We start from the raw sequence: 23432 nt of genomic DNA, 5'->3' as shown, positions 1-23432 counted from the left end.
CAGTTGGGGGCCAGCACAGCAGCCGATAGACGGGGGCTCGAACGCACGTGACCGTGGAGCTGGCGCATCCGTCGACCGAGCCGGAGGGGTCGACGTCGCCGAAACAGCCGGCCCACCCGTACTGGTGGTTTCTGACCACCACGCCCGGCAAGCTGGCCACCATCGGCATCGTGCTGTCGATGCTCGGGCTGGCCAGCGCGTTCGCCACCGCCACAACCATCGACCACCGGCAGCAGACGCTGACCACGGTGCTCAACCACACCGAGCCGCTCGCGTCGGCCGCCGGTCAGCTCTACACCGCGCTGTCGGTCGCCGACGCCGCCGCGGCCACCGCGTTCATCGCCCAGGCCGAGCCCGCCCCGGTGCGGCAACGCTACGAGCAGGCCATCATCGGCGCCGCCGACGCCGTGACCCGCTCCTCCAGCGGACTCACCGACGAGCACCTGATGGCGCTGCTGGGCCGGATCAACGCCGAACTCACCGTCTATACCGGGCTGGTGGAGATCGCCCGCACCAACAACCGGGCCGGCAACCCGGTGGGGGCGAGCTACCTGGCCGAGGCGTCCTCGCTGATGCAGGACACGATCCTGCCCGACGCGCAGAGCCTCTACGACGAGACCTCCGCGCGGGTCGACGCGGAGACCACCGCCTCCACCCGGGTGCCGGCGCCGGTGATCCTGGTCATCGCGGTCACCGTGCTGTTCGGGGCGTTCGCGCATCGCTGGCTGGCGGCGCGCACCCGCCGTCGGGTCAACCCGGGGCTGGTGGCCGGCGGGCTGGCTATCCTCGTGATGGTGATCTGGGTGGGCACGGCGCTGGCGATCTCCACCACCAGCAGCCGCAACGCCAAGAACACCTCCGCGGACTCGTTGAAGACCCTGACCAACCTGTCGATCGTGGCGCAGCAGGCCCGCGCGGAGGAGACGCTGTCGCTGGTCCGCCGCGGCGGGGAGCAGGCGCCCAAGCGCACCTTCTACGAGCACATCGACGCCATGCAGCACCAGCTCAACCAGTATCTGGACAACGACAACACCATCGACAAATCCGCGCTGGCCGACGCCGACGAACTGCTGGACCGCTGGCGGCACGCCAACTACCGGATCAACCAGTACATCGCGGTCGGCAACTACCAGGCGGCCACCCAGGTCGCGGTCGGGACCGGGGAGGGCGACTCCACCCCGGCGTTCGAGAAGCTCGACAACGCGCTGGGTCAGGCGATCGAGGAGAGCCGCGAGCAGTTGCGTGCCGAGATCACCGCCGCCCGCCGCGGCCTCTACGGCGCCACCGTCGGCGGGGCGGTGCTGTCGATCGCGGCGGCGATCGCGGTCGCGTTGGGCCTGTGGCCCCGGCTGGGTGAGTACCGATGAGGCGCCTGGGGGTGTTGCTGGCGGCCCTGTTGGTCACCGCGGGCTGCGGGCACTCCGATCACACCCCGGCGATCAGCTCACCGACCCTGCCGCCGCCCACCCCGGCCGGGATGGAGGAACTGGCGCCGCAGCCGCCGCTGGCCCCGGAAGCCAAACCGGACTGCGACGCCACGGCCAGCCTGCCGCCGTTTCGCACCAAGGCCGAAGCCGACGCCGCGGTCAAGGACATCCGGGACCGCGGCCGGCTCATCGTCGGGCTGGATGTCGGTTCGAACCTGCTGAGCTTCCGCGATCCAATCACCGGGGAGATCACCGGATTCGACGTCGACATCGCCGGCGAGGTCGCGCGCGACATCTTCGGTTCTCCTCTCCAGGTGGAGTACCGGATCCTGTCGTCGGCGGAGCGGGTCACCGCGCTGCAGGACAAGAAGGTCGACATCGTGGTGAAGTCGATGAGCATCACCTGCGAGCGGCGCAAGCACGTCAACTTCTCCACCGTCTATCTCACCGCCCACCAGCGGATCCTGATCCCGCGGGACTCCTCGATCGCCGAGGCGGCCGACCTGTCGGGCAAGCGGGTGTGTGTGGCCCGCGGGACCACGTCGCTGAACCGGGTCCGCCAGATCGCCCCGCCGCCGATCATCGTCTCGGTGATCACGTGGGCGGACTGCCTGGTGGCGTTGCAGCAGCGGCAGGTCGACGCCGTCTCCACCGACGACTCGATCCTGGCCGGGCTGGTCTCCCAGGACCCTTATCTCAACATCGTCGGACCGTATATGGGCGAGGAGCCCTACGGCATCGGCGTCAATCTGGAGAACACCGGGTTGGTGCGCTTCGTCAACGGCACCTTGGAGCGCATCCGCCGCGACGGCACCTGGAACACCCTCTATCGGCGTTGGCTGACCGTGCTCGGTCCCGCGCCCGCGCCTCCGGTTCCGAGGTATGTGCAGTCATGACGAGCCACGAGCACGACGGTCCCGAAGCCGACGAGGTGAGCACCGGCGGCCCGGCCACCCAGCCGGCGCAGGACTTGTTCGACTCCGCGTCGTTGCGGCCGATGGCCACCCAAGCGATCTACCGGCCGCCGTTCGACGACGAGGAGGACGACGCCGAAACCGCTGCGGCGCTGGAGTTCCTGCGTCCACGTCGGCACCGCCCCACCACCCGCCGGCTCGGCGGCGGGCTGGTGGTGATCCCGCGCGTGCCCGACACCGATCCCGAGTCGGCGTTGATGGTCAACCCGGTGGTGGCGGAGAACAAACGGTTCTGCTGGAACTGCGGGCAGCCGGTGGGTCGCTCCACCCCGGAGGTGCCGGCACCCAGCGAGGGCTGGTGTCAGCATTGCGGTAGCCCGTATTCGTTTCTGCCGCAACTGAACCCCGGCGATATCGTGGCCGGCCAGTACGAGATCAAGGGCTGTGTGGCGCACGGCGGGTTGGGCTGGGTGTACCTGGCCGTCGACCACAACGTCAACGAACGTCCGGTCGTGCTCAAAGGCCTGGTGCATTCCGGGGATGCCGAGGCTCAGGCGATCGCGATGGCCGAGCGCAAGTTCCTCGCCGAAGTGGTCCATCCCTCGATCGTCAAGATCTACAACTTCGTCGAGCATCACGACCGGCACGGCGATCCGGTCGGCTACATCGTGATGGAGTACGTCGGCGGCAAGTCGCTCAAGGAGTCCCGCGACAAGAAGCTGCCGGTGCCCGAGGCGATCGCCTACATGCTCGAGATCCTGCCGGCCCTGGGGTATCTGCACTCGATCGGTTTGGCCTACAACGACCTCAAACCGGAGAACATCATGCTCACCGAGGAGCAGCTCAAACTCATCGACCTCGGTGCGGTCTCCCGGATCAACTCCTACGGCTACCTTTACGGCACCCCGGGATATCAGGCGCCGGAGATCGTGCGCACCGGCCCGACGGTGGCCACCGACATCTATACGGTGGGGCGCACCCTGGCGGCGTTGACCCTGAAGCTGCGCACCCGGGGCGGTCGCTACGTCGAAGGGCTGCCCGACGACGACCCGGCGCTGACCCGTTACCCGTCCTACGCGCGGCTGCTGCGCCGGGCCATCGACCCCGACCCGACCCGACGGTTCATCTCCGCCGAGGAGATGTCGGGCCAGCTGCTCGGGGTGCTGCGGGAGGCGGTCGCCCAGGATTCCGGAGTGCCGCGCCCGGGGTTGTCGTCGAACTTCACCCGGTCGCGATCCACCTTCGGGGTTGCGCTGCTGTTGGCGCACACCGACGTTTACCGCGACGGGCGGGTGCACACCGAGACCCTCACCGCCCGCGAGATCGTCACCGCGCTGCAGGTGCCGCTGGTCGACAGCTCGGATGTGGCCGCGCCGGTGCTGTCGGCCACCGTGCTCTCCCAGCCGGTGCAGACACTGGACTCGCTGCGGGCGGTGCGCGACGGGGCACTGGACTCCGACGGAGTCGACCTGAGCGAATCGGTCGAGCTGCCGTTGATGGAGGTGCGTGCGCTGCTGGACCTCGAGGAGGTCGTCAAGGCCAGCGCGAAGCTCGAGGCGCTGGCCGAGCGGGTGGGCTGGCAATGGCGACTGGTGTGGTTCCGGGCGGTCGCCGCCCTGCTCAACGGCGACCACGACGCCGCGTTGAAGGATTTCACCGAAGTCCTCGACATCTTTCCCGGCGAGCTGGCCCCGAAACTGGCGTTGGCGGCCACCCACGAGATGGCCGGCAATGCCGAAGCGCGCAGTTTCTACCGCGCGGTGTGGGCCACCGACGATTCGGTGATCTCCGCCGGATTCGGGTTGGCCCGAGCCCAATCCAGCGACGGCGACCGGCTGGCGGCGGTGCGCACCCTCGATCAGGTGCCGGCCACCTCCCGCTACTTCACCACCGCCCGGCTCACCTCCGCCGTCACGCTGTTGTCGGGACGCAACCGCGACGAGATCACCGAGGAAGACATCCGCGATGCCGCGCGACGGGTGGAGGCGCTGCCGGAAACCGAACCGCGCGTCCTGCAGATCCGCGCGCTGGTGCTGGGTGCGGCCATGGACTGGCTGGAACACAACGACGCGTCGACCAACCACATCCTGGGCTTCCCGTTCACCGACCACGGCCTGCGGTTAGGGGTCGAGGCGGCGCTGCGCGGTCTGGCGCGCACCGCCCCGACCCGCGACCACCGGTATGCGCTGGTGGACATGGCGAACAAGGTGCGGCCGATTTCGACGTTCTAAGCGGCGCTTGTACGCCCTCCCGGCGCACCGGCGAAACGCAGCGTCGGGAGTCGGGTTCGCACATCCGCAAGTATCGCCTCGACGGCGCTGCAGGGCCGTGTCTCCCCTGAGATCGACAGCTGATCATCGTTAGAGGGCGATATTTTTGCGCTGTGTGGCGTTTTGCACGTCGATTCCAGGGACGTCCGTCGGTTCGCCGCTGCCCCGGGCCAGATCATCGCGACCCCCAGACCCGCGTCCCGCACGGCGGTCAGTCCGCCTACTCTCGCCCCGAAATACTCCCGCCGCGGGGGCGGTTGCCCCAGGCATGGCCTCCCCTGACCAGCAAGGCCCGCTGCGGGTCGCCGTCGATCAGAATCGCTGCGTCGGCGCCGGGTTCTGTGTGCGGCGTGCCTGGGCGGTGTTCGCGATGACCCCTGATGAAACGGTCACCCTGATCGGCGAAGACGGCGAAACGGTGGGCCCACTGGAGGTGCCCGAGGAGTACGCGGCGGCCGTCGAGCAGGCGGCGTTGGAATGCCCCTCACACGCCATCGCGGTCACCCGCGACGCCGCTGCCAGCCTGGTGGGCAAGGAGTGGGGCGACCGGTAGCCCTGAACCATCGGCTCGATGACCCGGAGACCTTCCGCACGACCCAAGTGCAGCTACCGGCGGGGGCGCTGCCCGATCAGCCCGAACCAGTAGTCCTCGGGAATCTCCGCCCCGGACCGCAGGATTCGGGCCAGTCCGACCGCCATGGCGATCCCGAGCAAGCCCAGTTCGAGTCCGGCCAGCGCGATCAGCCACCACAGCAGGGCCGTCAGCAGCGGCCACGGGGAGACGATTGCCAGGATCGGGGCGAACAAAAACCCGGTGCCGACATACCAGGCGGAGCCGGCCCGGTCGGCCTGCATCACCCAGCGCAGCCAGCCGGGCACCACGGCGTCGGTGGCCATCGGCGTCTCCTCTCTACCCGGTCACCGTCCGTTCGGCGGTGACGATCCCCAGCCAGTCGTCGGCCCGCGACCAGGCCGGATTCGGCTCGGAAAACCGGGCGATCAACCCGGCCGGCAACCGCGCCTCGGCGGCCCGTTGAGCGGCGTTGATCTGGGCGGTCAGGCTGGCCGTGGTGTCGAGGCGGCGACTCCGAACTGCGCGCCGGCCCGACAGAAGGGGACGGGGCGTCGCGATCACGCCCACAGTCTAACAAAACATACCGTTGTGCGGTATGTGTCGACCTCGGGTAGTTTCACGCCATGCCCCGCGAACGCACTCCCCAGCACGAGCGGCGCGCCCAGACCCGCGCGGCGCTGCTCCGCGCGGCCGGCCGGGTCTTCGCCGAACACGGCTATCACGACGCCACCCTGGAGCAGGTCTACCGCGGCGCCTGGGTGTCCCGCGGGGCGCTGTATCACTACTTCGGCTCCAAGCGGGAACTGTTCGCCGCGCTGTTGGCCGACCGGCTCGCCGATGCCGCTGCCGCTGCCGACTTTCAGAATCTGGGCGACGGCGCCGACCCGATCGGCCGGTTTCTGTACCGGGTCGGCCGCGACCCGCGCTGGCTGCCGCTGCTGCTGGATTTCCTGGCGCTGGGCGCCCGCGACGACGCCACCCGCGAGAGCGTGGTCAGCGAGTTCATCCGCCCCGCCCGCGAATTGGCCGGGGCCGCAACCGAACACCTCATCACCGACAACGCGCTGCTCAGCGGTGAAGAACTCGCCGTCGCCACCACCGCCCTGATCAACGGGCTGGCCATCGAGCGGGCCTTCGACCCCGACGCGGTGCCCGACGACCTGGGCGCGCGGGTGTTCGCCGCCCTGGCCGCCGGGTTGCAGGAATCCGGCTCAGGGCGCGGGGACTAGCTCGAGGCGTCTCCCGTTCGCGGGGCGATCGATCGCCAGCGTCGCGCCGTCCCCGCCGAACTGCGCCCCTGCCGGACCCGCAGCCGCCACGGTCGGGTCGGGCGCTTCCTCGCCCACCGGCGGCGTCACGGCCTGCCAGCGCGCCGGCAGCAACCGCGGCGCCACCGCGATCGCGCCGACGGCCGCACCCGACGAGGCCAGCGCCTGCGCCCAGCCCAGCGGGCCGACCGGGGTGCAGCCCAGCAGTTGGCTCACCCCGGGCAGGCTGATCGCGGCGGCGAACACCGCGAAGGAGCCGGTGGCGGTGAGCCACACCAGCGGGGCGTGCGAGTCGACCAGGGTCTGGGCCAACTCGGTGGTGACCAGGCTGATCAGCGCGACGGTGGCGGCACGCTGCGGGCGGCCGGTCAACCCCGCCATCGCCCAGGCCGCGCTGGCCGCCACCCCGGTGATGACGCCGCGCACCGCGACCGCGCGCACCAGCGCCGGCTCGTCGATACCGCCCACCACCCGATCCGCGGGGCCGGCCGGGGTGCTCACCGCCACCGAGGTGGCCGGCAGCGCGTCGGTGAGCATGTTCATCAGCAGCAGCTGCCGGTTGTTCAGCGGCGACGTGCCGGTGATGGCTGTGCCGATCACACCGAAGAGCACCTCCCCGATGTTTCCGCCGAGCAGCCCGGTCACCGCCAACTGCACGCCGCGCCACAACCGTCGGCCCTCGTCGATGGCGTCGGCCAGCGCGCCGATCCGCCCGTCGGTCAGCACGATGTCGGCGGTGGTGTGCGCCGAGTCGCTGCCGCGGGCCACCACGCCGAGGCCCACGCTGGCAGCCCGGATGGCCGCGGCGTCGTTGGCGCCGTCACCGACCATCGCGGTCACCCGCCCGCTGCGCTCCAGGGTCTGCACCACCTGCACCTTGTTCTCCGGTGACATGCGGGCGAAGATCACCCGGTCGGCCACCGCCTGCAGCTGCTCCTTGCGCGACAACGCGTTCCACTGCGACCCGGTGATCACCTGCTCCGAGGCGACGGCCATCCCCAGTTGGGCGGCGATGGCCGTGGCGGTGACCGGGTGGTCGCCGGTGATCAGCCGGATGTCGACGCCGCGGGTGGTGAGGTCGGCGAGCAGTCGGGGGGCCTCCTCGCGCGGCGTGTCGGCGATGCCGAGGAACCCCAGCAGGCTCAGCTCGGAGCCGCACAGTGTCTCGACACCGTCGGCGTCGTCGCGGGCGGTGCGTGCCTGCGCGGCGGTGAGCCGACGGCGCGCCACCGCGATCACCCGCAGCCCCTGGGCGGCGAGTTCGGCAATCTGGTCGTCGACGTCGGCGGGCGCGTCCTCGCACGCCGCCAGCACCACCTCCGGGGCGCCCTTGAGCACCAGGTCGCGCCCGGAGACGGAGGCGGAGAAGGCCCGCCCGGACCGGAACGGCACGTGCGCATCCGGTGTCAGCCACCGCTCGTCGGCGGGGAGCGCGGCGGCGGCTTCGATCACCGCCTGGTCGGTGGCGTGGGCGTGCGCGGCACCCTCGGGCGCCGGCGCAGCGTGCGCGGCGACGGCCAGGACGTCGTCGTCGCTGTGCCCGGCCACCGGGTGGATGCCGGTGACCCGCAGCCGGTTCTCGCTGAGCGTCCCGGTCTTGTCGAAGCAGACCACCTCGACCCGGCCGAGCGCTTCGACCGTGCGCGGGATCCGCACCAGCGCACCGACCTTGCTCAACCGCTGCCCGGAGGCGTGCTGGGCCAGGGTGGCCATCAGCGGCATGCCCTCGGGCACGGCGGCCACCGCCACCGCGATCGCGTTGCCCAGCGCCACCCGCAGGGTGCCGCCGCGCAACAGACCCAGCAGGCCCACCAGTGCGCCGCCGGCGGCGCTGGCCGGGAACGCCCGGCTCATCAGCGTGGACAGTTGGTGTTGCAACCCGACGACGGGCAGTTCCCCGGCCGCCAGTTCGGCGGCGCGGCGGGCCTGGGTTTCGGGGCCGACCGCGGTCACGATCGCCACCGCGGTCCCGGCGATCACCGTGGTGCCGGCGTAGAGCATGCAGCGCCGGTCGGCGAGTTCGGCGCCGGGCGTGGCGGCGGTCTGCTTGTCCACCGACAGCGATTCCCCGGTCAGCGAGGACTCGTCGACCTCCAGGTCGGTGGCCTCGATCAGCCGGGCGTCGGCGGGCACCACCTCGTTGCTGCGCACCTCGATGACGGCGCCCGGCAGCAGCGCCTCGGCGGGCACCTCGGCATAGCCGCCGGCTCCGACGGTGCGGGCGGGCGGGGCCTGCTGTGCCAGCAGGCGGGTGAGCCGGTTCTCGGCCTGCAGCTGCTGGCCCGCGGCGAGCATGCAGTTGCCGATCAGCACCGTGCTGACCATCATCGCGTCGACCGGCGAGCCCAGCATGGCCGTGGCGGCCGAGCACAGCCCGAGCACCGGCATCAACGGGTCGGAGAGTTCGGCGCGCACCGCGGTGAGGAACTGCCACACCATGTTCGGCTGCTCGGCCGACGGAGCGCGGAGTTCGCCGGTGGGCGCGGGCAGGATCTGGCGAACCTGGTCGACCGACATGGCGTGCCATTCCTGTGCGGGTGCGGGCCGCGGCGCCGACACCGCGGTGGCGCGCCGGGCCAGCAGGTAGCCGGAGACCACCCCGGCAGCCGCGCCGGCGGTGACCGGGCTGGGGCCGCGGCCGCCGCGCACGCCGGGCACCATCAACAACGCACCCAGGCTGGTCGCACCGGTGGAGATCGCGATACCGCGGTCGGTGGCCGACCGGGCGGCCGGCAGTGCGTGCAGGACCTGCCACACCCCGGCCAGATCCTGCACGATCAGGTCGGCCTGCCAGGGCGGGTCGTTCTCGGTCAGGACGCCGAGGCCGACGTCGGCGCTGCACAGTGCGGCAGCCGCGGTCGACGAGACCACCGCCACGGTGCGACCGTCCTGCTGGAGGGCGGCCAGGGCGCCGGCCAGCGCGATGTCGGGGTCGTCGTCGGCCGCGGCCAGGTCGTCGAAGCCCGGCCGCAGCTCACCGAGGAGGTCCACGTCCAGGGAGACCAGCTCCACCTCGGCCGCCCGCGCCTCGGCGATCAGGGCCGCGGCCAGCGGGTGCGCCGTCGGGGCCAGGAGCACCTCGACGCCGTCGTGGCCGGGCACCGGATGCCACCCGGGCTTGATCCCCTTGCCGGCCAGCATGTCCTGGGCCACGGGCCAGGCCGCAGCACGCCGGCTCGACGACGCGCCGCGCAGCTGCGCCACCCGCAGCCGATCGGTGCAGAGCACCCGCGGGTCGATCAGCACGGTGTCGACCCGGTCGAGTCGACGCAGCCCGTGCGGCTGCAAAACCAGTACGTCGTGCCGCTCGGCCAGGGTGCGACCCAGCGTGGCGGCGAAAGCCTCCGTCGTGGCGCGCAGCGCCTTGGGGGCGGCCACCACCACCGCGTTGGCGGCCTGGGCGGAGTTCCGGGTGAGCGCGCCGACCAGTCCCGCGCCGATCACCTGGGTGAACGCCATCTTGCTGGTGTAGCGCTGGGCGGGGCCGTCGGGCAGCGGCACCGGGCGCTGCGGCCGGTGTACCCGGGTGTGGTCGGCGGGCCGGGCCAGCCGCGGCTCGTGGTGGCGCCACGCCCGGGCGGCGGCCTGGTCTTCGGCGGCCTTGAGGCCCTGCATCGCGACGTCGACGGCCAGGGCGGCCGGGGACAGGGTGGCGATGCGGGCGCCGGTGCCCAGCAGCGACAGGACGGTGTCGGCCGGGCCGGTGCCGATCCGCTCGTGCAGCGCACGACGCAGCCACGGCTGGTAGTTGACGAACGTGCCGGCCGCATCCACCGCCAGGGGCGCGGCCGGCAGCCGCAACGCCCGCCCGGCCACCGCGATGGCGAACCCGGCGGCGTTGACGCCGACCATGACGCCGCGGGTGACCAACAGCAGGCCGTCGCCGGGCAGCGTGGTGCGCACGCCGCTGGGCTTGGCTTGGGCGTGGTCGGCCTCGTCGAGCAGCCGGCACAGCTCGCGCAGCGTGGGTGGGGCGGCGGGATCGAGTTCGACGACCACGCGCTCCAGCGGAGCGTTGAGGCTCGCCGAGACCACCCCGGGCCGGCTGCTCAGGGCGGCCAGGGTCCGTTCGCCGCGTTGGGCGCCGTCGGCGCCGGCCAGGCCGGCCACCTCGATCCAGGCGCGCTGGTCTCCGCGCCAGCAGCGGCGGGTCAGCGACATGCCCTCACCGGCCAGCGCATTGAGTCCTTCACGTACCGGCAGTGTCGCCAGCTGCACGCTGGCGGAGGCGATGTCGCCCACGGTCCCGGCGGCGGCAGCGGCGGTGCGAGTGGCGGCCTCGACGGCGCCGACGGTGGTCTGGATTCCCCAGCCGAGCGGGCGGAGCAGCAGCGGAGTTCGGCTCACGGTCAAGCAACCCATCGTGTGGTCGGGCGGTGGCAGGGCGGCCGGTCGACGGCGGTGGCCCTGCGCGCGGACGGTCCCATCCTGCGTTCATTTCGATGGTTGCGCAACTATCTAATTATTGCGTTGCGCGAAGTCCGGCTGTAGCACTAGGACAAGATGGACGTCGACGTAGCGAAACCCGAAGAACGGCCACCCGAAACGATGACTTCAGCAGACCCGCGTGATGAGCCGACAGCACCGCAGCTCGCCTCGGCCGCCGAGACGTTCGCGCTGCTCAGCAGCCCTGCTCGGTTACACGTCCTCTGGCTGGCCACCCAGGGGCCGCACGACGTGACCACCCTGGCCGGCCGCGCCGGTCTCGGCGTCGCCACCATGAGCCAGCACCTGACCAAGCTGCGGCTGGCCGGTTTGATCAGCGCGCGCCGTGAGGGACGTCACCACATCTACACCGTCGAGGACCCGCACATCATCGCCCTGCTGCAGCAGATCTTCGCCCACATCGCGCCCGACGGGAGCCTGGCGCCGGACCCGCCGCGCTGAGCGGCCCTACCCCACCACCGCCGCGCACGCCCGCGCGATCGCGAGCTCTTCGTTGGTGGGCACCACCAGCACGGTCACCGCGGAGGAGTCGGCGGAGATGCGCCGGGTCTGTCGAGATTCCGAGACGTTCCGCTCGTCGTCGACCTCGATGCCCAGCGCGGACAGCCCGCTCAGCGCATCGGCGCGCAGGCGCGCGTCGTTCTCCCCCACCCCGGCGGTGAAGCTGAGCACGTCGGCCCCGCCGAGCACGGCCAGATAGGCGCCGACGTACTTGCGTAGCCGATGGCAGTACACGGCATAGGCCAGGGCGGCGGCATCATCGCCGTCGTCGATACGGGAGTGGATCTCCCGGAAGTCCACCGCCCCACCGAGACCCAGCATGCCGGAGCGGCGGTTCAGCAGGGTGTCGATCTCGTCGACCGACAGTCCCGCCGTGCGGTGCAGGTACCCCAGCACACCCGGGTCGATGTCCCCGGAGCGGGTGCCCATCACCAGCCCCTCCATCGGGGTCAGGCCCATCGAGGTGTCCACCGGGCGGCCCCGGTCGATCGCCGAGGCCGACGCGCCGTTGCCCAGGTGCAACACGATCTGGCGCAGCGAATCATACGGCCGCCCGACGAACGCCGCCGCCTGCTGCGAAACGTACTCGTGGGATTGCCCGTGGAATCCGTAGCGGCGGATGTGCCACTTCTCAGCCAGGCCGGAGTCGATGGCGTAGCTGGCGGCCGCGGCCGGCAGGTCGTGGAAGAACGCGGTGTCGAACACCGCCACGTGCGGCAGCTCGGGCAGCAGCCGGCGCGCCACCTCCATCCCGAGCACCCCGGGCGGGTTATGCAGCGGCGCAAGGGGCTCCAACTCACGCATCGTCTCGATCAGCTCGTCGGTGACCAGCGTCGGCTCGACGAACTTGCGTCCGCCGTGCACAGCGCGGTGCCCGACGGCGATCAAGGTGCCGTCGTGCAGGTCGACGCCGTCGTCGGCGAGCCGGTCAAACGCGGTCCGCAACGCCGCTTCGTGGTCGGGGACCTCACCCTCCCCGATGCGCTCGACGAGCCCGTGCGCGCGAGTGTCCCCCGAAGCCGGTTCCACCAGAGCGTATTTCAGCGTCGAGGACCCGCAGTTGAGCACCAGGACCGTACTCTTCACCGCTCCTCCTGAGCTTGCACGGCCGTGATCGCAACCGTGTTGACGATGTCTTCGATCAGGGCACCGCGGGACAGGTCGTTGACCGGCTTGTTCAGCCCCTGCAGCACCGGGCCGACCGCGATCGCCCCGGCGGAGCGCTGCACCGCCTTGTAGGTGTTGTTGCCGGTGTTGAGGTCGGGGAAGATCAGTACGGTCGCCTTGCCCGCCACCTGGGAGTCGGGCATCTTGCCTTTGGCGACCGCGGCGTCGACCGCCGCGTCGTACTGGATCGGTCCTTCCACCAGTAACTGCGGGTTGCGTTCGCGCACCAGCGCGGTGGCGGTGCGGACCTTCTCCACATCCGCGCCCGACCCCGAGTCACCGGTCGAATACGACAGCATCGCCACCCGCGGGTCGATGCCGAACTGTGCGGCGGTGCGCGCCGAGGAGATCGCGATGTCGGCCAACTGCTCGGCGGTCGGGTCGGGCACGATCGCGCAATCCCCGTAAGCCAGCACCCGGTCGGCCAGCAGCATCAGGAAGATGCTGGAGACGGTGGAGACGTCCGGAGCGGGCCGAATGATCTCGAAGGCCGGGCGCACGGTGTGTGCGGTGGTGTGCGCCGCACCGGAGACCATGCCGTCGACGTACCCGTTGTAGACGAGCATCGTGCCGAAGTAGGACACGTCGCCCATCAACTCCAGCGCCCAGTCCGGGGAGATGTCCTTGTGTTTGCGCAACTCGGCGTACTGGGCGGCGAACTCCTCGCGCAGATCACTGGTGGCCGGGTCGATGACCTGCGCGTCGCCCAGGTCCACCCCCAGTTCGCTGGCCCGCGAACGGATTTCGTTCTCGTTCCCGAGGATGGTCAACTCAGCCACCTCGCGACGGAGCAGCCGGCCCGCGGCCTTGAGCACCCGGTCGTCGGTGCCCTCGGGCAACACGATGCGCTTGCGGTCCGCGCGTGCTCGATCCTGCAGCTGGTGAGTGAACATCTGCGGGGTGATCACCGACGGGATGGGGATCGACAGTCGGTCGAGCAGGTCGGTGACGTCGACGTGCTCTTCCATCAACGCCAGCGCGGTGTCGATCTTGCGCTGGGAGGCCGCGGTCACCCGGCCGCGCGCGGTCGCCGCTGCGCTGGCGGTGTCGAAGGTGCCCGCGTCGGTGGCGATGATCGGCAGCCGCAGCCCCAGCCCGGCAACCAGTTTTGCGATCGAGGGATGTAACTCGAAGCCACCGTTGAGGATCAGGCAGGACAGGGACGGGAACCCGTCGGCGGCGTGCGCGCTGGCCACCGCCAACACCACATCGGAGCGGTCGCCCGGGGTGATCACCGCCGCCCCGTCGCGCAACCGTTCCAGCACGTGGTCGGCGGTCATGCCGGCCACCGTCACACCCAGCACTTCGCGGTCGAGCAGCGCGGTGTCCCCGGAGACCACCTCGCCGCCGACCGCGGCGCGCAACTCGGTGACCGTCGGCGCGAACAGCAGCGGCTCGTCGGGCAGCACGTACTTCTTCACGCCGTCGTGTGCGGTGGTGTCGGCCAGGGCCGCGGTGAGTTCGTCCAGCTGCGCGGGATCGCAGCGGTTGGCCACCACCGCGGCGGTGTGGGCGTGCTGGTTGCCCAGTTCGGCCAGACACACGCTGATCACCTGCGCGACCTGTTCCGCGGTCCGGTTCTTCGCGCGCACCGCGAGCAGCACCGGGGCGCCCAGGTTCACCGCGATGCGGGCGTTGACGCTCAACTCCGCGGGGCTGGTGACGTCGGTGTAGTCCGATCCGACGATCACGACCGCGTCGCAGTCGGCGGCCATCGCGTGGTAGCGGTCCACGATGTCGGCGATCGCCGCGTCGGGATCCTCGTGCATCTGCCGGTAGGTCACCCCGACGCACTGCTGGTAGCCCAACCCCGCGGTGGTGTGGGCCAACAGCAGCTCCAGGATGTAGTCCCGATCCTCCCCGAGCCGGGTGATCGGGCGGAACACCCCCACCCGCGGCAGCGTCGCGGTGAGCCGGTGCAGCAGCCCCAACGCGATGGTGGACTTGCCGGTGTCGCCCTCGGGGGCGGCGACGTAGATGGCGCGCGCCGCGCCGTCGCCCGTAGTCACGCTCAGCCCAGGCGGCGCAGCCGCGGCGCCAGGTCGGTCTGGAACAGCCGCAAAAACCGCAACTGGTCATGGCCGGGCGCGTGGAAGACCAGGTGGTTGAGCCCGTAGCCGAGGTAGTCGGCGACCTTCTCCACCGCCTCGTCGGGGTCGGAGGCGACGATCCAGCGCTTGGCGACCTGCTCGATGGGCAGCGCGTCGGCGGCCTTCTCCATCTCGATCGGGTCGTCGATGGAGTGCTTCTGCTCGGCGGTGAGCGACAGCGGCGCCCAGAACCGGGTGTTCTCCAACGCGAGGTCGGGGTCGGGATCGTAGGAGATCTTGATCTCGATCATCTTGTCGATGGCGTCGGCGTCGCGCTCGGCGGCCGCCGCCCCCTCGGCCACCGCAGGCAGAAGTTTGTCTTTGTAGAGCTCCTCGCCCTTGCCGGAGGTGCAGATGAACCCGTCGCCGGCGCGGCCGGCGTACTTGGCGACGACCGGACCACCAGCGGCGATGTAGATCGGCACCCCGGCGTCGGGCACGTCGTAGATGGAGGCGCCCTCGGTGTGGTAGTAGTCGCCGTCGAAGTCGACCCGGTCACCCAGCCACAGCTCGCGCATCAGGCGCACCGACTCGCGCAGCCGGGCGAATCGTTCCTTGAACGCGGGCCACTCGCCGGTGAAGCCGGTGGCGATCTCGTTGAGCGCCTCCCCGGTACCCACGCCGAGGAACACCCGGTCGGGGTAGAGGCAGGCGAGGGTGGCGAACGCCTGCGCGATCACCGCCGGGTTGTAGCGGAACGTCGGGGTGAGTACCGAAGTCCCGACCGTCAGGTGCTTGGTGCGTTCGCCGACCGCGGCCAGCCAGGCCAGCGAGAACGGGGCGTGGCCGCCCTCGTGGCGCCACGGCTGGAAGTGGTCGCTGACGGTGGCGCTGTCCATGCCGTGCTCTTCGGCGGCCACCCCCAGTTCGACGAGTTCCCGGGGCCCGAACTGCTCGGCCGACGCCTTGTATCCCAGTCTCAACTCAGCCACGTGTCTATTTCTACCCCGTGCTTAGACTCTCCGATATGGCGCGGCTGATTCAGGTCACCGAGACCGTGTTTCTGGCCCACGGCGAGATGGTCAACTGGGTGCTGGTGGCCGACGACGCCGGGGTCATGCTGATCGACGCCGGCTACCCGGGCGACCGAGACGCGGTGCTCGCCTCGCTGCGCGAGGCCGGCTACGACGCCGCCGACGTGCGGGCGATCCTGCTCACCCACGCCCACATCGACCACCTGGGCTCGGCGATCTGGTTCGCCGAGCAGCACCGCACCCCGGTCTACTGCCACTACGACGAGGTGGGTCACGCCCGGCGGGAGTATTTGGAGCAGGCTTCGCCGCTGGATGTGGCGATGCGGCTGTGGCAGCCGCGGTGGGCGCTGTGGAGCCTGCACCTGGTCCGCGCCGGCGGCCTCAGCGGCGCGGGTATCCCATCGGTGCAGGCGTTGACCCCGCAGATCGCCGCCGACCTGCCCGGGGCGCCGCTGGCGGTGCCGTCGCCGGGGCACACCGGCGGGCACTGCTCGTACGTGGTGGACGGGGTACTGGTCAGCGGGGACGCCCTGGTGACCGGGCATCCGCTGCTGTCGCGCAGCGGACCGCAGGTGTTACCCGCGCTGTTCTCCCACGATCACGAGCAGGGCGTCCGCAGCCTGGCGGCGCTGGAGTTGCTCGACACCTCGCTGCTGGCCCCCGGGCACGGCCCGCTGTGGGAGGGGCCGATCCGCGAGGCCGTGGCCGCCGCCCGGGCACGACTGGGTTGACCCGGACCGGCCGTGGCCGGTGATGCGGGTGAGGCGCCCGAGACTCAGCATAGGTCTCAATATGATTACAACGTAAAGTAACGTTTCGATGAGGGATCGGGCCGCCCGGTAAGAAATCTCAGAGTTTCCCCCCGGCTCGGGCCGTCCCGGGCCCCTTTTCTGCGACACGCCTCACCTTTTTGTTGCGACAACGGTTTTCGTTTCCGCAGGCGTGGTGCTTCGCCGAGGTTGCCGACGAGAAGCTCTGCCGTACTTTGGGTTCCGGCGGGGGGAACACCACATTGTCAAGGGGGTACACAACCATGAGCACACACCGGATGCGACGTTATGCCGCCGGGACCGGTCTGGCCGGTCTGCTGGTGGCGGGAGCCGCCGCGGTGGCGCCGAGTGCGCTGGCCGCACCGGACTGCAGCCCGCAGGGGGTGCAGAACACGCTGAACTCGACCACGAGCGCCGCCCAGGCGTATCTGGCCGGGCACCCGGGCGCCAACGCGGTCGTGTCGTCGGCGATCAGCCAGCCGCGGCCGGAAGCAGCTGCCAACATCCGCAGCTACTTCACCGCGAACCCGAACGAGTATTTCGAGCTGCGCAACATCCTGGCACCGATCGGCGAGACCCAGCGCCAGTGCAACACCCAGGTGCTGAGCGGCCCGCTGGCCTCGGCCTACGACGAGTTCATGGCCGGCTGACCGGTTCGGCTCCCCGGCCCCGTCCGCGCTGTGCGGGCGGGGCCGGTCGCCGTTCAGCTCGGCTGCACCGCGATCGTCGCCACGCCGGCGGCCAACTCGGTGCGTTGCTCGCCGGCGTCGATGGCCAGCGTCGCCGGACCCGCCGAATCGGTGGCGGGCACCAGCACCGCGGTGTCGCCGGTGCGCAGGCTGCGTTTCTCCAGCACCGGACCCGGCTCGACCAGGCTCCATCCACCCGCGCCGTGCTTCCACACGGCCGGGACACCGCCGCCGTCGTCGGCCGCGGCGAACAGGGACCCGACGTCGCCCCACCACAGGTGGTCGATCGGTCCGCAACCGTCACCCACAGCGGACGTGCCGACGATGCCGCTGACCAGGTCGACCTGCACCACCGTGCTGGTCTCGCAGTCCGCGCCGGACGCGACATTCGTGGCGTAGGCCAGGCGGCCGTCGTCGGCGCTGAGTTGCGGCGCGCTGACCGCTCCGGTCGCGGGCACACCCAGGTCCTGAACCACCCGGTCGCTGCCCACCAGGTACAGGTGGGCGTGGCGCTCTGCGTCGCAAGGACATTCGGTGCGGGCGAGCAGCACACCGCCGGCGCTGACACCGAGTACCCGCACCTCGGGTTCCGGTCCCTCGGTACGCGGCGTGCCCGAGTCGGGCAGCTGGATGTTCTGGCGCAGTTCGGGTTCGGGACGGTCCGCCGCTAAGTCCATCCGCATCAGCCGATCCGGCGCCTCGAACCACACCACCGCGCTGGCGTCCTCGGCGACCGGGGTCTCCGACGCGGCCGGGAAGGCCCGCACGTCACCGTTCTGGCTGTCGATGACCACCAGGTGTCCGCCGCCTTCCACCGCGAAGGCGAACCTGCCGTCGGCGGTGAACTGTGCTCGGGCGGCGACGAAGTCACCGTCGACCCGGCCCGCCACCGCGGAGTTGTGCACCAGCGCGAACTCGTGGGCGGCGGTATACGCCAGGATCGACCGGGCCATCCCCGGCGCGCCGGGCGAACCGCCGGGTAGCTGACAGCCGGCGAGGATCAGTGCCAGGGCGACCGACAAGGCGTGGAAGGCGCGCGCCATGCGGCGATTCTAGGGTGCGCCCGGCTGTGCGGCGCTGCGACGCGCTAGCCGAAACTGATCAGCGGGATAGTCATCTCCACGGCGGTTTTCGCCCCGTGGAAGCCGATCATCTCCGAGATCTGCGGCGGCTCGTGAGCGGTCACCATGACCGCGCCCGCCCCGGTACAGGTGACGACCAGGTCGCCGATGCGCGGCAGGAACTCCTCGTCCACCGGACCGAACAGCCCGGCGTCGATCGCTTCCTCGCGGGTCTGCACGTCGGCGTAACCGGTCAGTCGCTCCGACCAGGCGGCCTGCACATCCGGTGCGGCGCCCGGCGCGGTGTGCAGGTAGCGCACCCGCGGTTCGCCGGCGACCACCCGCACCCCGGTGAGCAGCGCGGGCTCGGCGTCCAGGTCGATGCGGTCGGATTCCGTGATGTTCAGGCCACCGTGGTCGGCGGTGATCAGCAATGCTGCGTCGTCGGGCAGGCCGTCGAGCAGGCGGGCGACGACGGTGTCGGCGTAGGCGGCGGCCGCCCGCCACTGCGGCGAGCCGATCCCGAAGCGGTGCGCCGCGGTGTCCACCGCGCTGAGATAGCCGTACACCAGGCCCGGCCCGCGGTGCAGCGTGTCGAGCAGGACTTGGGCGTAGTCATCGCCGTTGCCGGTGCCGATCAACTCCGCCCCGCCGTAGGCCGCGGCCGTGAGGCCGGACTCCAGAAACGGTGCTGGCAACACCGCGCGCGCCGGGATGCCCGCGGCGTTGAGGCGGGCGAACCAGGTCGGCACCGGCTGCCAGCGGTGTGGCGGCGGGTCGTCGTGCCAGATGATGTGGATGAGCACCCTCTCGGTGCCCGGCACGTTGACGGTGAATCCGAGCACGCCGTGCTGACCGGGTGCGACACCGGTGCCCAGCGACACCAGGTTGGTCGGCGTGGTGGACGGGAACACGCACTCCAGGGTGTCCAGCCGTCCGGCGGTGCCGGCGGCCGCGGCCGCCAGGAGTGGCGCGTCGGCGGCGAGGTCGTCGAGTAGGTGCCTGCCCATGCCGTCGACCAGCAGCACCGCGATACGGCGTTTGCCGCCGAGGGTGTCGCCCAGCCCGATCGCGTCGGTGGCGCCGGGCGCGCCCAGCAGCGCCGCGGCCGCGGACAGGATGTCGCAGATGGTGGCGGCCATGGGGTCAGCCTGCCAGGCGCGTGGACGTCGTGCTGCGCTCTGCCGGTGCCGTCAGCCGTACCCCGGAAAATTACCGTCCGGACCCTCTCGGGGTTCGCCATAGGCTTCTCGGCGACGACCGCTCGGGAGGTGATGTGTCGCAGCCTTTGCCGCCGCCCGACCCGGCGGCGCCGGAGCCGCTGTTTCAGGTCCGGGTGATGAAACACACCGGGGCGCTGATCTTCTGGCACAACCAGCGCTGGACGGTCACCGGCACCCGTGACCAGTGCGAGGCCGCGATCGACGATGCGCAAAGCCACAACAAGACGGCCGGGTGGTGGAGCATCGCGTCGTTGCTGTTGTGGAACTGGGTGGCGCTCGCAACCAACCGGCGCGCCCGCGCGGATCTGTACGCGCAGGCCCGCTGGTACGCCGCCGGGACCGATCGGCCGGCGCCGGCGGCGAGGTCACGGTGGTGGCTGGCGATCCTGGTCCCGGTCGCAGTGCTGACGGTGCCGGTTTTGTTGCTCGCGCTCGTCGGCGCCCTCGCCGGTGACCGAGAGCCGGGCTTCTCCGAGCCCACGTCGTCGCTGCGCAGCGCCCCGGCACGCCCACTGGCCGGACTGCTGCTCAGCCCGGCCGAAGTCGCCGCGGCGCTGGGCATCGAGGCGGTCACCGACACCACGCCGACCGACCATCTCACCGTGCTGTACGGCGACCACATCGTCGACAACGACTGCGTCGCCGCCTTCTACCCCGCCACCACCGCCTTCTACGACAACACCGGCTGGACCGAGGTGCGCACCGCCCATATGCGCGACCCCGCCGACGGTCCATTGCGCCATTCCGCCGAGCAGGCCGTGTTGTCCTATCCCGGTTCGCCGCAGCGGATAGCCGACGCGGCGCGGCAAACCTGGCAAGCCTGCTCCGGTCGGACCATCAATGTCCGCGAAGTGACCGAACCCGACGGGGTCGACGCGCTGTGGCGGGTCGGTGAGTTCACCGAGGTCAACGGCGTTCTGACGCTGTCGCTGGCCGCGGAAGGGGGCGAGGGCTGGGGTTGCCGGCGCGGCCTGGCGGTGGCGGACACGATCGTCATCGATGTCCAGGCGTGCGGTCACGACCTGCCCGCCGAGGTGATCACCGCCCTGATCGACCCGATCCGCGCGAAGATCGGCTAGTCCGGCACGCCCCGGGCGGCGCTGCCGCCCTTGCCCGCGACCGCGACGATCTACGAGACTGAAGTCCGGATGGAAAACGCACTTGTCGTTGTCACCGGCGCCGGTTCGGGGATCGGTCGTGCCATCGCGCTGGGCTTCGCCGCTTCCGGCTGCCGGGTGGTGGCCGCCGACCTCAACGAGGCGGCGGCCGCGGCCACCGCCGCCCACGATGCCGAGCGCATCACCGCGCTGCCGGTCGATATCGCCGACCGGGCTGCCGTGGAGGCCTTGCGAGACCGGGTACACGCGGAACTGGGGACACCGCAGGTGCTGGTCAACGCCGCCGGGTGGGATGAAACCCGGCAGTTTCTGGACGCGACGCCGGAGTTCGCCGAGAAGGTGGTGGCGATCAACTACTTGGGTCCGGTCCACATGTGCAGCGCATTCCTGCCGGGCATGATCACCGCCGGCAGGGGTCGGGTGGTCAATCTGGCCAGCGACGCCGGACGGGTCGGCAGTGCCGGCGAGACCATCTACGCCGGCGCCAAAGGCGGAGTGATCGCCCTGACCAAATCGCTGGCCCGCGAGATGGCGCGGCACTCCATCACGGTCAACTGCGTCTGCCCCGGGCCCACCGACACTCCGCTTTTCGCCGCGCAACCGGAGAAACTCAAAGAGGCCCTGGTCAAAGCGATCCCGTTCCGCCGCCTGGCCCGCCCCGAGGAGGTCGCCGCGCCGGTGCTGTTCTTCGCCTCCGACGCGGCGTCGTTCATCACCGGCCAGGTGATCAGCGTCAGTGGCGGGCTGACCATGGCGGGGTAGAGTTCGCCCCCGACCTCCGGCCCCCGCCAACCGGCACCGCCATCCGCGCCGCGGCCCCGCGCCCTGATCCGTCGCCGCGATCACCGAGCGAGGGAAGTGTGCCGTTGCGTCCGCCTCTAAGCGACACCCCGTCCTAGTGACGGCGTTCAGGCGCATAGGGAGCCATCGTAAAACCACAGAAACCACAGGCACCCAACCGTTCTCGACCGTCTCAAAACGTCGCTGATACAGCGGTGCCCGGCTATCAGCGACAGCGTCGGCGACCCCCTCGGCGGCGGCCGAGGGCACCCGCGGGCGCGCGCCGAGGGGTGTCAGTGCCTCGTGCCACCGTGCCTCATGAACACGACACTGCACAGGATCAGGGCGCGGCAGGCGGCGCGGCAGAACGGCGCCGGCCGGGTCGTCACGGGTATCGAACTGCGCTACCTGCTGACCACATATCTGTTCGAACACGGTCAGACGACCGTCGCCGAATTGGCGGGTGCGCTTGCCGCCCAGGGTTTCGCGACGGCCGGGCGGCCGTCGAAGGCGATCTCCGATGCGCTGCGCTGGGAACGCGGCCGCGGCCGGGTGCGCAAGTGGAGTCGCGGACGCTACGGCCCCGGTTCGGTCCCGCGAGCCACCGAACATCGCATACACCGGCGCGTGCAGGCGTTACGCGAAGAGGTCGCCGATCCGGTGTCGCGGCGAGGTGGGCACCCCGATTCCAGCGACGCGTTGGGGCCGCTGTGACCACAGTGCCCCGCGGGGGGCGTGGTGCTGCGGTCGCCGTGCCAGATACCGAAAAATGGCACCAAATCCGGCTTTGTCGCGCAGAGGCGGACGCATCGACGCACACCTCGGAGCCGCGACGGCGTACCTGCTGGAGGCCAGCGCCAACCACGCCCGCCGGCCCCGCGCCAACCACGTACACCTGCCCCGCGCCTACCGCGCGCGCCGAATCCACCTTCTCGATCAAACCCAGCCCCAGTGAGACGATGAACCGGTGACTACTTCCGCGCCGCGCTTCGACCCGCTGGATCCGCTCGCTTTGGATGCCTCGCTCTCCGATGACGAGATCGCGGTGCGCGACACCGTGCGCCGGTTCTGCGCCGAGCACATCACCCCCCATGTGGCCGACTGGTTCGAAGCCGGCGACCTGCCGGGGGCTCGGGAGCTGGCCAGACAGTTCGGCGAACTCGGCCTGCTGGGCATGCACCTGCACGGCTACGGCTGCGGCGGCGCCTCGGCGGTGCACTACGGGCTGGCGTGCCTGGAACTCGAGGCCGCCGATTCCGGCATCCGGTCGCTGGTGAGCGTGCAGGGCTCGCTGGCCATGTTCTCCATCCACCACAACGGATCGGAGGACCAAAAACAGCAGTGGCTGCCGGGCATGGCCAAGGGCGAGATCCTCGGCTGCTTCGGACTCACCGAACCCGACGTCGGCTCCGACCCCGCCGCGATGACCACCCGGGCCCGCCGCGACGGCAGCGACTGGATCCTCACCGGCCGCAAGATGTGGATCACCAACGGCTCCATCGCCGACGTCGCCGTGGTGTGGGCGGCCACCGACGACGGCATCCGCGGGTTCATCGTGCCCACCGACGCCCCCGGCTTCACCGCCAACACCATCCACCGCAAGCTCTCGCTGCGAGCCTCGATCACCAGCGAACTCGTCCTCGACGAGGTGCGCCTGCCCGCCGACGCGCTCCTGCCCGGCGCGGAGGGACTCAAGGGTCCGCTGTCGAGTCTCTCCGAGGCGCGCTACGGCATCATCTGGGGCGCAATGGGTGCCGCCCGCTCGGCGTGGATCGCCGCCCGCGACTATGCCCGGGACCGCACCCAATTCGGTCGGCCGATCGCCGGATTCCAGCTCACCCAAGCCAAACTCGCCGACATGGCGGTCGAACTGCACAAGGGTCAGCTGCTCGCCTTACACCTGGGCCGGCTCAAAGACAGCGTCGGGCTCGCTCCGGCGCAGGTCAGTTTCGGCAAGCTCAACAACACCCGCGAAGCCCTACAGATCTGTCGCACCGCGCGCACCATTCTCGGCGGCAACGGCATCTCGCTGGAGTACCCGGTGATCCGCCACATGGTCAACCTCGAATCGGTGCTCACCTACGAAGGCACCCCCGAGATGCACCAACTCGTCCTCGGCCAAGCCTTCACCGGGCTGGCCGCCTTCCGGTGATCCACGGC

At 70.8% G+C, this 23432-nt stretch carries 20 protein-coding genes; 12 read left to right on the top strand and 8 right to left on the bottom strand.

The genetic code is table 11. The annotated features are described in order from the left end of the window. The first annotated feature begins 47 nt into the window (after window positions 1-47). The 4 genes from glnX to A5643_RS12910 all read left to right on the top strand — a co-directional run bounded on the left by glnX (window position 48) and on the right by A5643_RS12910 (window position 5164). Entirely contained in the window at window positions 48-1367 is a 1320-nt protein-coding gene (glnX, locus tag A5643_RS12925; RefSeq protein WP_066856013.1) for a protein kinase G-activating protein GlnX, read from the top strand. Further along, window positions 1364-2323 carry a glutamate ABC transporter substrate-binding protein gene (locus tag A5643_RS12920; protein ID WP_066856011.1) on the top strand — a complete coding sequence of 320 codons (960 nt, stop codon included), beginning with the start codon at window positions 1364-1366 and terminating at the stop codon, window positions 2321-2323. The genes glnX and A5643_RS12920 overlap by 4 nt, the downstream gene beginning before the upstream one ends. Further along, window positions 2320-4572, top strand: coding sequence for a serine/threonine-protein kinase PknG (locus tag A5643_RS12915; RefSeq protein ID WP_066856008.1), 2253 nt, complete (start codon window positions 2320-2322; stop codon window positions 4570-4572). The genes A5643_RS12920 and A5643_RS12915 overlap by 4 nt, the downstream gene beginning before the upstream one ends. Before the next feature lie 307 nt (window positions 4573-4879). Further along, the gene (locus A5643_RS12910) at window positions 4880-5164 is read left to right on the top strand and encodes a ferredoxin (RefSeq protein ID WP_066856005.1); all 285 of its coding nucleotides are present in this window, start codon (window positions 4880-4882) and stop codon (window positions 5162-5164) included. A gap of 53 nt (window positions 5165-5217) precedes the next feature. Here A5643_RS12910 and A5643_RS12905 read toward each other — a convergent pair whose 3' ends face one another. After that, window positions 5218-5508 (bottom strand): hypothetical protein, encoded by a 291-nt coding sequence (locus tag A5643_RS12905; RefSeq protein WP_066856002.1) that lies wholly within the window; start codon window positions 5506-5508, stop codon window positions 5218-5220. A gap of 13 nt (window positions 5509-5521) precedes the next feature. Next, window positions 5522-5746: a hypothetical protein gene (locus A5643_RS12900; RefSeq protein WP_156628791.1), complete on the bottom strand. Its 225-nt coding sequence runs from the start codon at window positions 5744-5746 to the stop codon at window positions 5522-5524. Window positions 5747-5808: 62 nt separating this feature from the next. Between A5643_RS12900 and A5643_RS12895 the strand changes: the two genes are divergently transcribed. Then, a complete protein-coding gene (locus A5643_RS12895) occupies window positions 5809-6414 on the top strand; it encodes a TetR/AcrR family transcriptional regulator (protein WP_066855995.1) in 606 nt (201 codons plus the stop codon). Here the strand turns inward: A5643_RS12895 and A5643_RS12890 are convergent. After that, window positions 6397-10815, bottom strand: a complete 4419-nt coding sequence (locus A5643_RS12890) for a cation-translocating P-type ATPase (protein ID WP_502686238.1) — start codon at window positions 10813-10815, stop codon at window positions 6397-6399. The two genes, A5643_RS12895 and A5643_RS12890, sit on opposite strands and share 18 nt — an antisense overlap. A gap of 186 nt (window positions 10816-11001) precedes the next feature. On the opposite strand from A5643_RS12890, the gene A5643_RS12885 reads away from it, so the two are divergent. Beyond that, window positions 11002-11340, top strand: a complete 339-nt coding sequence (locus A5643_RS12885) for an ArsR/SmtB family transcription factor (RefSeq protein ID WP_066855992.1) — start codon at window positions 11002-11004, stop codon at window positions 11338-11340. Window positions 11341-11346: 6 nt separating this feature from the next. On the opposite strand, the gene A5643_RS12880 is transcribed toward A5643_RS12885, so the two are convergent. The 3 genes from A5643_RS12880 to fgd are packed head-to-tail and all read right to left on the bottom strand — an operon-like array spanning window position 11347 to window position 15589. Then, window positions 11347-12486 carry an acetate kinase gene (locus A5643_RS12880; RefSeq protein ID WP_066855989.1) on the bottom strand — a complete coding sequence of 380 codons (1140 nt, stop codon included), beginning with the start codon at window positions 12484-12486 and terminating at the stop codon, window positions 11347-11349. Continuing rightward, entirely contained in the window at window positions 12483-14576 is a 2094-nt protein-coding gene (gene pta / locus A5643_RS12875; protein ID WP_066855986.1) for a phosphate acetyltransferase, read from the bottom strand. The genes A5643_RS12880 and pta overlap by 4 nt, the downstream gene beginning before the upstream one ends. Window positions 14577-14578: 2 nt before the next feature. Then, window positions 14579-15589 carry a glucose-6-phosphate dehydrogenase (coenzyme-F420) gene (gene fgd / locus A5643_RS12870; RefSeq protein ID WP_066855984.1) on the bottom strand — a complete coding sequence of 337 codons (1011 nt, stop codon included), beginning with the start codon at window positions 15587-15589 and terminating at the stop codon, window positions 14579-14581. Between the two features lie 35 nt (window positions 15590-15624). On the opposite strand from fgd, the gene A5643_RS12865 reads away from it, so the two are divergent. Together A5643_RS12865 and A5643_RS12860 are read left to right on the top strand one after the other, a co-directional pair. Next, the gene (locus A5643_RS12865; RefSeq protein WP_066855982.1) at window positions 15625-16362 is read left to right on the top strand and encodes an MBL fold metallo-hydrolase; all 738 of its coding nucleotides are present in this window, start codon (window positions 15625-15627) and stop codon (window positions 16360-16362) included. Window positions 16363-16664: 302 nt separating this feature from the next. Then, window positions 16665-17051, top strand: coding sequence for a heme-binding protein (locus tag A5643_RS12860; RefSeq protein WP_066855979.1), 387 nt, complete (start codon window positions 16665-16667; stop codon window positions 17049-17051). A gap of 53 nt (window positions 17052-17104) precedes the next feature. Here A5643_RS12860 and A5643_RS12855 read toward each other — a convergent pair whose 3' ends face one another. After that, window positions 17105-18133, bottom strand: a complete 1029-nt coding sequence (locus tag A5643_RS12855; RefSeq protein ID WP_066855976.1) for a hypothetical protein — start codon at window positions 18131-18133, stop codon at window positions 17105-17107. Window positions 18134-18177: 44 nt separating this feature from the next. Beyond that, a complete protein-coding gene (locus tag A5643_RS12850) occupies window positions 18178-19293 on the bottom strand; it encodes an alkaline phosphatase family protein (RefSeq protein ID WP_066855973.1) in 1116 nt (371 codons plus the stop codon). A gap of 134 nt (window positions 19294-19427) precedes the next feature. Between A5643_RS12850 and A5643_RS12845 the strand changes: the two genes are divergently transcribed. The 4 genes from A5643_RS12845 to A5643_RS12830 all read left to right on the top strand — a co-directional run bounded on the left by A5643_RS12845 (window position 19428) and on the right by A5643_RS12830 (window position 23424). Beyond that, on the top strand, window positions 19428-20453 hold the full coding sequence (locus A5643_RS12845; RefSeq protein ID WP_156628790.1) for a sensor domain-containing protein: 1026 nt from the start codon (window positions 19428-19430) through the stop codon (window positions 20451-20453). Window positions 20454-20522: 69 nt separating this feature from the next. Continuing rightward, a complete protein-coding gene (locus A5643_RS12840) occupies window positions 20523-21254 on the top strand; it encodes an SDR family NAD(P)-dependent oxidoreductase (protein ID WP_066856147.1) in 732 nt (243 codons plus the stop codon). A 357-nt stretch (window positions 21255-21611) separates the two neighbouring features. Then, a complete protein-coding gene (locus tag A5643_RS12835; RefSeq protein WP_066856145.1) occupies window positions 21612-21986 on the top strand; it encodes a hypothetical protein in 375 nt (124 codons plus the stop codon). 253 nt (window positions 21987-22239) lie between these two features. Beyond that, a complete protein-coding gene (locus A5643_RS12830) occupies window positions 22240-23424 on the top strand; it encodes an acyl-CoA dehydrogenase (protein ID WP_066855967.1) in 1185 nt (394 codons plus the stop codon). The last annotated feature ends 8 nt before the right edge of the window (window positions 23425-23432 follow it).

Origin of the sequence: Mycobacterium sp. 1274756.6, from assembly GCF_001668625.1 — a bacterium.
In the GTDB taxonomy this organism is placed as follows: Bacteria; Actinomycetota; Actinomycetes; order Mycobacteriales; family Mycobacteriaceae; genus Mycobacterium.
The sequence above is the reverse complement of the archived record's forward strand: the minus strand, read 5'-3'. Positions and strand labels throughout refer to the sequence as shown.